Source organism: uncultured Aureimonas sp. (assembly GCF_913775355.1).
In the GTDB taxonomy this organism is placed as follows: domain Bacteria; phylum Pseudomonadota; class Alphaproteobacteria; order Rhizobiales; family Rhizobiaceae; genus Aureimonas.
This window is the reverse complement of record NZ_CAJYIU010000201.1, coordinates 1-8,228: the sequence shown is the minus strand read 5'-3', so window position 1 is coordinate 8,228 and position 8,228 is coordinate 1. Positions and strand designations below refer to the sequence as shown.

Annotated in this window: 9 protein-coding genes and 1 riboswitch; of the genes, 1 reads left to right on the top strand and 8 read right to left on the bottom strand. The window is 68.4% G+C overall.

Annotated elements, in window-relative coordinates; translation table 11 throughout:
* On the top strand, window positions 1–648 hold a 648-nt coding region (locus tag QZ753_RS12475; protein WP_294644129.1), incomplete at its 5' end, for an alpha/beta fold hydrolase.
* Between the two features lie 4 nt (window positions 649–652).
* Here QZ753_RS12475 and QZ753_RS12470 read toward each other — a convergent pair.
* The 8 genes from QZ753_RS12470 to QZ753_RS12435 form a co-directional block, all read right to left on the bottom strand.
* The gene (locus QZ753_RS12470; RefSeq protein WP_294644128.1) at window positions 653–1,504 is read right to left on the bottom strand and encodes an ATP-dependent Clp protease proteolytic subunit; all 852 of its coding nucleotides are present in this window, start codon (window positions 1,502–1,504) and stop codon (window positions 653–655) included.
* 6 nt (window positions 1,505–1,510) lie between these two features.
* Window positions 1,511–2,800 (bottom strand): hypothetical protein, encoded by a 1,290-nt coding sequence (locus QZ753_RS12465; protein ID WP_294644127.1) that lies wholly within the window; start codon window positions 2,798–2,800, stop codon window positions 1,511–1,513.
* Between the two features lie 92 nt (window positions 2,801–2,892).
* Entirely contained in the window at window positions 2,893–3,609 is a 717-nt protein-coding gene (locus QZ753_RS12460) for a GntR family transcriptional regulator (RefSeq protein ID WP_055883761.1), read from the bottom strand.
* Between the two features lie 120 nt (window positions 3,610–3,729).
* Entirely contained in the window at window positions 3,730–4,347 is a 618-nt protein-coding gene (locus QZ753_RS12455) for a thiamine phosphate synthase (protein ID WP_294644130.1), read from the bottom strand.
* Entirely contained in the window at window positions 4,347–5,120 is a 774-nt protein-coding gene (locus tag QZ753_RS12450; RefSeq protein WP_294644126.1) for a thiazole synthase, read from the bottom strand. The genes QZ753_RS12455 and QZ753_RS12450 overlap by 1 nt, the downstream gene beginning before the upstream one ends.
* A gap of 1 nt (window position 5,121) precedes the next feature.
* Window positions 5,122–5,319 carry a sulfur carrier protein ThiS gene (gene thiS / locus QZ753_RS12445; RefSeq protein WP_294644125.1) on the bottom strand — a complete coding sequence of 66 codons (198 nt, stop codon included), beginning with the start codon at window positions 5,317–5,319 and terminating at the stop codon, window positions 5,122–5,124.
* Window positions 5,316–6,275, bottom strand: coding sequence for an FAD-dependent oxidoreductase (locus tag QZ753_RS12440; RefSeq protein ID WP_294644124.1), 960 nt, complete (start codon window positions 6,273–6,275; stop codon window positions 5,316–5,318). The genes thiS and QZ753_RS12440 overlap by 4 nt, the downstream gene beginning before the upstream one ends.
* A 100-nt stretch (window positions 6,276–6,375) precedes the next feature.
* Window positions 6,376–6,487: riboswitch (TPP riboswitch) on the bottom strand.
* On the bottom strand, window positions 6,487–8,228 hold a 1,742-nt coding region (locus tag QZ753_RS12435), incomplete at its 5' end, for a cation:proton antiporter (protein ID WP_294644123.1). (Overlaps the previous riboswitch by 1 nt.)

Genomic DNA, 8,228 nt, shown 5'->3' with positions numbered 1-8,228 from the left:
GTCTTCGTCCTCGGCCATTCGCTCGGCGGCGCCATCGCGCTCCACTATGCGCGTCGCTACGGCGGCGGGCTGTCCGGATGTCTCGTCTGGAACGCCGGCATGCGCTTCGGCTGGCAGGCGCGCCTCGGCAGCGGGGCGCTGAAGGTCGAGAAGATGCTGAAGGGGTCGGACGTCGCGAGCCTCGTCTTCGCCCGGGCGACCTTCGAAGCCTGGGCGCGGACGGTGCCGAACCGCCGGACCGATGCGGACTGGCTCACGCACGACCCTGCGATTGCCGACGCCTATATCCGCGATCCGCTCTGCGGCTGGACGCCGACCGTCTCGATGGCCGAGGACATCCTCGCGCTCATTCGCGACAATGCCAGCCATGAAACCCTGTCGCAGATCCCGCACGATCTCCCGATTCATTGCCTCGGCGGCTCGCTCGATCCTGCCAGCGAGGGCGGCGCCGAGGTCACGAGACTGGCCGAGCGGCTGCGCGAGGCCGGCTCGCGCGAGGTCGAACTGGCCATCGTCGAGGGCGCACGCCACGAGACGCTGAACGAGGTCGATCCCTTCCGCGCGCAGGCGCTCGACGCGCTCGAATCCTTCGTCGAACGCCATCTGGACACGCCGCCGGCCCGCCCGACGACGGTCGAACCGGACTGAGCCATCAGCTGGCCGGCGGAGGCTCCGGCGTCGTCACCAGGCGAAACTCGCGAAGCTCGGCAGGCGTCAAAACGTAGAGTTCGTCGGCCGGGGTCTGCATGGCGTGGATCCAGAGCCGGGGATCGACGTCCATCGCGACCAGCAGGCTCTGGCATTCGGCGATCGTCGCCTGGATCTGCGCGACGGACCGGTCGAGGTCGCGGACCTGACCGCGATCGCCTCTGGGCACCGCATAGACCTGATGCACCCCGACCCATGCGGATTCGCCTGCCTGCCGCGCAACGCCGCCGGCGAGGACGAGCGGACACGCCGACGCGCAATAACCATCGGCCGGCACTTCGGTCTCGAGCTTACGCTCGCGGATCAGCGTTGCCATCTCGATCGCGTCGCGCACCGAGCCACCCGGCGAATGCAGGGCAAGACGGCGAACGTTCCGGCCTTCGCCGTCCAGAAACCGCCGGAAGACCTCCGCCGTGCCCGCATCGATCCGGCCGACCGCGGAAGCCGCGCCGTCGGCGCCGAGATGGAACGACATGGCCTTCGCCATGGCGTCGCTGGCTGGAGGCGAGTCGTAGCCGGGCAATACGGGTTCGCCGCGATCGGGCGCGACGGGAACCGCGCGCGGGAGATAGGGTCGGATCTGATCGCCCGGCTGCGGGCGAGGCAGGCGAAGCGGCTCGGTTCGTGTCAGGCGCTCATGGTCGCCCGCATCGCCGACGACGTTCAGGACGTCCTGCGCCAGCATCGAAGCTCCCATCGCCAGGACACCGAAGAAGACGAGGCGAAGCACGGCACCGTCCGGCAGCGACAGGAGCCGACGCTCGATCCAGCCCGGCGACGCCAGATGATCGCTCACGACGGCCTAGAGCCTCGCCGTCTTGGCAAAGGGTGCCGGATCGTTCTGCTGGACGATGTCGTCAGCCGGATCGACGGGCGGCGCCTCGATCGGCGGCGTCGCCGCAACCTCGCTCATCAGACGGCGCTGGATGCGCATCGCGCGCATCATGTCGACCGCGCTCATGTCGCCGATCTCGGCGTCTTCCTCCCCTTCCTCGCGGCGGATCTGCTCCTGCACGATGCACAGGATGAAGACGAGGACGGCCGGCAGGAGATCGATCGCGATCGCACCGGCCCAGGACGGCAGGAAGTCGCGCGCATACATCACGACGGCATCGGGGGCGGACAGGGGCGTGAAGCGCACGGTCTCGACGCGCGGCCGTTCCAGAATGGCGTCGGCCGCCGAGGCGAGCGCGAGGCTCTGCTGGCGCACCGCCGTCTCGACCTGTCCGACGACCGCCGTCTGACGGTCCTGCAGCCCGGCGTTGCCTCCGTCGGCGGCGGGAGCGATGAAGGTTCGCCCGAGGTCTTCGGCCGCGCGCTTCACCGATGGCGCCACCGAAGTCTGCTGCAGCGAGCCGATGATGCCGGCAAGCTCGGTCGCCTGCGCCGCGTAGTCGGTGCCGCGCTCCTTGACGCTGCCGTCGGCGGCCACGAGCCGGCGCATCTCGCCGAGCCTGTCGCCGCCCTCCTTGAAAAGAGCACTCACGTCGTCGCGCGAAGCTTCGATCTCCTGCGCGAGGTTCACGAGCTGCGTCGACATCTGGCTGAGGAGCTGCACCACGGTGCCGGACCCCGACGTGCCCGTCAGCGCACCGGACGAGCGCTCCTCATCCGACAGGCGGGCGAAACGCTGCGCGGCCAGCTGGATGTCGGGAAGAAGGCTCTGGGCCGCGAGCGCGTTCTCGTGCGCCTCGTTCAGCTTGCTCTGATACTCCTCCGTCGTGATCGACATGTGCTGCTCGAGCGCGGCCGCGCCCGCCAGCGCGGCGGCGTTCAGCCACGCCGACATGGCCATGATCATGCATGAGCCGATCGCCATGGCGAGATAGAGCATGCGGCGGCCGGACGGCCGGCGGACATGCGGCATGATGCGGATGAGGTAGGACCAGAAGGCGTAGATGCCGACGGACACCGATACGGAGTAGATCACCGCACCGAAGAAGACCGTGGTCGCGTCGCCGTCGAGCAGCTCGCGCACGCCGAGATAGGTGAAGATGCCGCTGGCCGTCGCGAGGATCGCCAGCGTCATGCGCGTGGTCAGTTCGAGCCGGGCGACCTGCCCCCGCAGCGTGTAGGAATGGGACGCGGCCATGCGGCTCCTCGACGGTCGAAGCGCGGACCAACATGCCGCGCATCGACCGTTAAGGGAAAATTAAGGCGCTGGCGAGCCGGCGCCCCCTCGCCTCAGCTGGTCGCGTAGACGAGATCGTTGCCGAGGTGGCAGCGCGCGAAGCGCAGCTCGAGCGGACGATCCTGATAGGAGCAGATGACGCGCTGCAAACGCAGGATCGCGGCATCCCCTGTCAACTTGAAGTTGCGCTTGTCGGCCGCCGTCGCGGCTTCCGCCGTCGCCTTCTCGCGCTTGTGGGTGGCGAGATCCTGGCCGGTCCAACGCGCCGTCGCCATGCTCTCGAGGCCCTCCTGCGACATGGTCTTGGCCGACGCATCGACCCGCAGGAACACCTCCTCGGTCATGAACAAACGGCCGAGATGCGTGCGACGCCGCTCGAACTGGAGGACGGGCGTCCGGCCGTTCACGCCGAGAATGTCCGCAGCCTCCGGCGGCGCCGTGGCGAGCACGACCTTCGCGACCGACACTTCGCCGGAGATCCGGTTGCCGGACCGGTCGAAGACGTTCGAAAAGCGGCTGCGCATCTTGCCGCCTTCGAAGTCGGCGACGATGGTTCCCTTGCCCTGATGACGTTCGAGCAGCTTGTGCTCGGTCAGGATATCGAAGGCCTTGCGCACCGTGCCGAGACTAATGCCGAGGGAACGGGCGATCTCCGCCTCGTTCTCGATGGCCTGGCCGGGTGCCCAGGTCTTCGATACGATCCGGGAGATGAATTCGTCCGCAACCTGCTGGTAGAGCGGGCGGGTATTGAAGGGTTTTGCGAGCGACACCGGCCGTTTCCTGTCCACTATCCTACGGAAGACGGCACACTGTAGATGCAACCTATGCGAGAATGCAACCTATGAGAGTGGTGTGCGCGCAGAAATTTTCGCGCGCGCCGAGACTAGCGGTCATGTGTTCGGCCGCAGCCGGTGACGCGTAGCCTCGATCCACTCTCTGGTTCGCGATTCCGGGTCGGGATGCCGAACGATGTCGGTGACGACGGCCGCACTGTCGGCGCCTCCTTCCCAGACCGGCGGCAGACGTTCGACCGTGATTCCGCCGATCGCAACGAGCGGCAGCGCTCCGATCGCCGCGCGCCAGGCCCGCAGCCTCTCGGGCGTCTGGGGCGCCCATTTCATGGCCTTGAGGACGGTCGGCCAGATCGGTCCGAGCGCAACGTAGTCGGGCTCGGCCTCCAGAGCGGTCGCGAGTTCCGCCTCGTCGTGCGTCGAGAGCCCGAGGCGGAGCCCCGCCGCGTGGATGGCGGCCAGATTCGCCTCCGCCAGATCCTCCTGCCCGAGATGAACGAAGTCCGCCCCCTCGTCGATCGCCAGCCGCCAGTGATCGTTGACGACGAACACGCAGCCGTGCGCCGCGCAGACCGTTTTGCAACGACGGATCTGCGAGCGGAGTTCGGGCGCCGTCATGTCCTTCGCGCGGAGCTGCACGAGACGGATGCCGAGCGGCACCAGCCGCTCGATCCAGTCCGCGTCGGGAAGCACCGGATAGAACGGGTCGAGCGCCATCATGCCAGCACCGCCTTTCCGAAGACGGGGGTGGATGGCGCCGCCATGTCGCGAGGCTCCATTCCGCCGGCATCGAACGCGATGCGCCCCGCCTCGACGGCCAGACGGAAGGCGCGGGCCATCGCGACGGGGTCCGCGGCGCTGGCGACGGCGGTGTTGAGAAGAACGCCGTCGTAGCCGAGTTCCAGCGCATCGGCCGCATGGGAGGGGCGGCCGAGACCCGCGTCGACGATCAGCGTCACGTCGGGAAACTGCGCCCGCATTGACCGCAGCCCGTAGCGGTTGTTGAGGCCGAGACCCGAGCCGATGGGTGATCCCCACGGCATGAGCACCTCGCAGCCGGCAGACAGCAGCCGCTCGGCCACGACGAGATCCTCGGTCGTGTAGGGAAGGACCTTGAACCCCTCGCCGACGAGGATCCGGGCGGCCTCGACGAGACCGAACACGTCCGGCTGCAACGTGTCGGCGTGGCCGATCACCTCCAGCTTTACGAGGTCCGTGCCGAGTAGTTCGCGGGCCATCTGCGCCGTTGTCACCGCCTCCTTCACAGTGTGGCAGCCGGCGGTGTTCGGGAGGAACGCAAGCCCGAGATCGCGGATCTCGTCCCAGAAACCCGGTCCGCCCTTCCCGATCCCCGCGGCCTCCCGGCGCAGCGAAACGGTGACGATCTCGGCGCCCGACGCCATGATCGCCTCTCGCATCGCGGCGGGAGATGGGTACAGCGCGGTGCCGAGCATCAGACGCGACGAGAAAGTCCGGTCGTACAGACGCATGTCAGCCCCCCTTCATCGGCGACAGGATTTCAACCGCGTCGCCCTCCGCGATCGTCGCGCTCCCCCGCGCGCCCCGCGGCACGAACTCGCGGTTCAGCGCCGTCGCCACCGCATCGGGCCGGACATCGAGTTCGGCAAGCAGCGTGTCGAGGTCGCGGGCCGCGACCTCGCAGGGCTCGCCGTTCAACAGGATCTTCATGCGGGCTCCTTGGCGCCGACCAGGATGTCGGCGGCGATCTTCGAGAAGGCGGGGGACAGGAGAAATCCGTGGCGATAGAGGCCGGAAAACGCGATGCCCCGATCGGTGCGGTCGACGCGAGGGAGGTTGTCCGGCAGTGCCGGACGGCGTCCGCTGCCGAACTCCAGCACCTCGGCCTCGGCAAAGGCCGGATGCAGGGCGAAGGCCGCCGTCAGAAGCTCGACGGCCGAGCGAAGCGTTATGCCGCCGGACGCCTCGCTCTCGACCATCGTTGCGCCGATCATGAAGACATGGTCGTCGCGCGGCACGACGTAGATCGGCCAGCGCGGGTGCAGCAACCGGACTGGTCGGCTCAAATCGACATCGGGGCAGCGGACGATCGCCATCTCGCCGCGCACGGAGCGGAGGCGCGGCATAGCCGTCGCAAGGCCGCGACAGTCCGCGACCCGTTCGCCCTTCAAGTCGTGGGGATCAAGCGAGGCATTGAAGCGGACGCGTCCTCCGTCCGCCTCGATCCGGCGCAGGAGATCGCCAAGCGCCCGGCGCGGGTCGAGATGTGCCTCGCCTTCGAAGAAGATCGCCCGCGCGAAGCGGCCGCCGAGATCGGGCTCCAGAACAGCCAAACCTTCGGCATCCAGCCAGCGATGCGCCTGCGTGCGTGCGGCGAACTGATTAAGATCGGCGGCGTCCCGGCCCGAGGCGACCACCAGCGTGCCGTTCGTCCGCACGTCAGTCACGGCCTGCCAGAACGCCACCCCCTCGAGCCCTGGCGAAATGACGCTCCGATCCGCGACGCTCGCCTCGCAGTACGGCGCCAGCATCCCGCCGGCGAGCCACGAGGCCGAAGCGCCGAGATCGGCGCCCTTCTCGTGAACCACGACGTCGCACCCCGCCTCGAAGAGGCGAAGCGCTGTCGTGAGCCCGGCCACACCGGCTCCCAGCACTTGAATGGTCATCGCCGCTCCCCAGCCGCGATCTGTTGCAACAGCGGCCGGAGGGAAAACGCCCGCCGCGGCGAAGGGCGCGACGCGTTTGACGGCGTCCGGCAAGCCCTTCTGGAGCGGGTCACTCCATCCCTACGCCAGTGCGAACTGGATCAGGTTCGTGGGGTCGCCGGGCATTCGGGCCGGCCTCTCAGTTCCCTGTCGGAACTCCCCCTGGAAGGCTTTAGGGTAAGCGATCCGATCCGGCTGTCAATGCCGGGCCGATTAGGGGTTCCTCCGCCTGCAGAATCGGCCCGTCACCGAGCGGCAGATCCGATCGGGCATGGAGGAGGTGTTCCGCGATCGCCTGCGCCGTCACTTCGTCGCCGTTGATCACCGTGTCCGCCCCGGCCTGGATCAGCCGCTCGCGCTGCTCGCCCGAATGAACGCGCGCGGTGATGCGGATGGATGGGTTGGCGGCGCGCGCCGCGTTGATGATCGCCACGGCCTCGAAGCTGTTGGGGAACGCCAGAACGATGTCGCGCGCCCCGGCGACGTTGGCAGCCGCAAGCACCTCCGGCTTCACGGCGTTCCCGACGACCGCTTCCAGCCCCGCCGACCGGATGCGGGCGACGCGCTTGTCCGCATCCTCGATCACGACGAAGGATCGGCCGGCATCCGTCAATCGCTGGGCGATGCGCGAACCGACACGGCCGTAGCCGACGAGGACGAGGTGATCGACGAGGGCAGTCGGCTTGAGGTCTCCCGATTCGATCGCGACGCTGCCGGCCGGGATGTGCGTCGGCACCGTCCCCGCCGGCTGTGTCTGCGGCTCGTGCCCCCGCCCCGGGCCGGACGTCCGCGACAAGACCGACGGCGTCGCTTCGTCGACGGTTCCGCGCTCAAGCCGCTGCCGGAGGCGGTCGATCGAGGAGAAGAGGATCGGGTTCAACATGATCGACAGGATCGCTCCCGCCAGGATGAGATCGCGCGCCTCGGGCGGAAGGATGTTCAACCGCCCGCCGAGTTCCGCCAGGATGAACGAGAACTCGCCGATCTGCGCCAGCGAGACCGAGATCGTGAGGGCGGTCGAGACGGGGTGGCGGAAGGCGCGTACGATGACGAAGGCGGCGAGCGACTTGCCGAAGACGATGATCAGCACGGTCGCCAGGATCGGCAGCGGATCCTCGATCAGGCTTCGCGGATCGAACAGCATGCCGACGGAGACGAAGAAGAGGACGGCGAACGCGTCGCGCAGCGGCAGGGTGTCCTCGGCCGCACGGTGGCTGAGGTCCGACTCGGCCATGATCATGCCGGCGAAGAAGGCCCCGAGCGCCAGCGACACACCGAATAGCGAGGCCGCGCCAAAGGCAACGCCGAGCGTGATGGCGAGGACCGCCAGACGAAACAGCTCCCGCGACCCGGAACTGGCCGTCATCTGCAGCGCCCAGGGAATGATCCGCCGTCCCACTAGCAGCATCAGGACGACGAAGAGGCAGAGCTTGAATACCGTCATCAGGATGACGCCGGAGACACCGAGCCCGAGATCGGTGAAGACGCCGCTCCCACCGCTCGGCGCGGTCCCGCCAAGTGCCGTGGCGAATGCCGGCAGCAGCACCAGGGCCAGCACCATCGCGAGATCCTCGACGATCAGCCAGCCAACCGCGATGCGCCCTTTCCCGGTCTCGATCAGCCGCCGCTCCTGCATCGCGCGCAGAAGCACCACGGTGGACGCGACGGAGAGTGCGAGGCCGAACACGAGTCCCGCCCCGGCCGACCAGCCGAGAAGCCACGCAAGCCCCATGCCGAGCAGCGTCGCGCAGGCGATCTGGACGACGGCGCCCGGCAGGGCGATCGCGCGCACGGACATGAGATCCGCAAGCGAGAAGTGCAGGCCGACGCCGAACATCAGGAGGATCACGCCGAGTTCGGCGAGTTCCGTCGCCAACCCCTGATCGGCGACGAAGCCGGGCGTGAACGGTCCGA

Bases quoted from the DNA above. Each gene is read 5' to 3' on its own strand.
- QZ753_RS12465 (WP_294644127.1), bottom strand. From the start codon at position 2,800: ATGGCCGCGTCCCATTCCTACACGCTGCGGGGGCAGGTCGCCCGGCTC.
- QZ753_RS12455 (WP_294644130.1), bottom strand. From the start codon at position 4,347: ATGGCGCTCGACCCGTTCTATCCGGTGCTTCCCGACGCGGACTGGATC.
- QZ753_RS12450 (WP_294644126.1), bottom strand. From the start codon at position 5,120: ATGCGTCTGTACGACCGGACTTTCTCGTCGCGTCTGATGCTCGGCACC.
- thiS (WP_294644125.1), bottom strand. From the start codon at position 5,319: ATGAAGATCCTGTTGAACGGCGAGCCCTGCGAGGTCGCGGCCCGCGAC.
- QZ753_RS12440 (WP_294644124.1), bottom strand. From the start codon at position 6,275: ATGACCATTCAAGTGCTGGGAGCCGGTGTGGCCGGGCTCACGACAGCG.